This is a genomic window from Vibrio sp. D173a, from assembly GCF_030248475.1.
Map to the genome: position 1 here is coordinate 1 of NZ_JAHGAH010001066.1, position 945 is coordinate 945.

Below are 945 nucleotides of genomic sequence, written 5' to 3' on the forward strand. Positions count from 1 at the left end.
ATACGTTATTTCAATAGACTTAACGAAAAATATTAGTAAATGGGTAATCGTATGGCGAATTGGGAAGGGGTGAGTGAATTTGTTGCGGTAGCGGAGCGTGAGAGCTTCACTGGTGCGGCAGCTAAGCTATCAACCTCTGTTGCGCAGATAAGCCGCCGTGTCGCTAGTTTAGAAGAGAGACTGGCGGTTAAGTTGTTCAACCGAACCACTCGTAAAGTCTCACTGACTGAAGCTGGACAACTTTATTACCAACAATGTAAGCAGCTAGTGGAAGGGTTAGAGCTGGCAGAACTCGCGGTGACTCAGATGCAGTCAACACCAAAGGGTTTGCTCAAGGTGACCGCGCCAGTGACCTACGGAGAGCGCCAACTTGCCCCGTTGTTGCACCAGTTTTTGGCTCTCTATCCTCAGGTTGAACTCGAACTTATGCTCACCAACCAGAAGCTCGATCTGATTGATTCTGGTGTTGATGTTGCAATTCGTTTGGGCCGACTGGAGGATTCTAGTTTAGTGGCGAAGCGTTTGTCACAGCGCCAGCTTTATGTCTGTGCGAGCCCTGAATACATTGAACGTTACGGTGAGCCGCATACCTTGTCTGAACTCAGTAATCATCAATGTTTAGTTGGCGGCTTTGAGCATTGGCGATTCAAAGAAAATGGTCAGCCACGCTCTGTACGTGTGAATGGGCGTATCAAATCTAACAGTGGTTTAGCGCTGTTAGATGCCGCAAAGCAGAGCATTGGTTTAGTGCAGCTACCTGAATACTATGTCAGCGATGATCTAGAATCGGGAGAGCTAATGGAAGTGCTGTCAGATTTCCGAGATGACAAAGAGGGGATCTGGGCGCTCTATCCTCAAAACCGTAACCTATCTTCTAAAGTTCGTCTGCTGGTGGACTTTCTCGCTGAGAATTTAGATTAATGAAAGCTAGCCAAGTGACGGAAC

At 47.5% G+C, this 945-nt stretch carries 1 protein-coding gene; it reads left to right on the forward strand.

What is annotated here, in order from left to right; translation table 11 throughout:
- Positions 1 to 51 precede the first annotated feature (51 nt).
- Positions 52 to 921, forward strand: coding sequence for a LysR substrate-binding domain-containing protein (locus KIV40_RS31325; protein WP_285353200.1), 870 nt, complete (start codon positions 52 to 54; stop codon positions 919 to 921).
- Positions 922 to 945 lie beyond the last annotated feature (24 nt).

Bases quoted from the DNA above. Each gene is read 5' to 3' on its own strand.
- KIV40_RS31325 (WP_285353200.1), top strand. From the start codon at position 52: ATGGCGAATTGGGAAGGGGTGAGTGAATTTGTTGCGGTAGCGGAGCGT.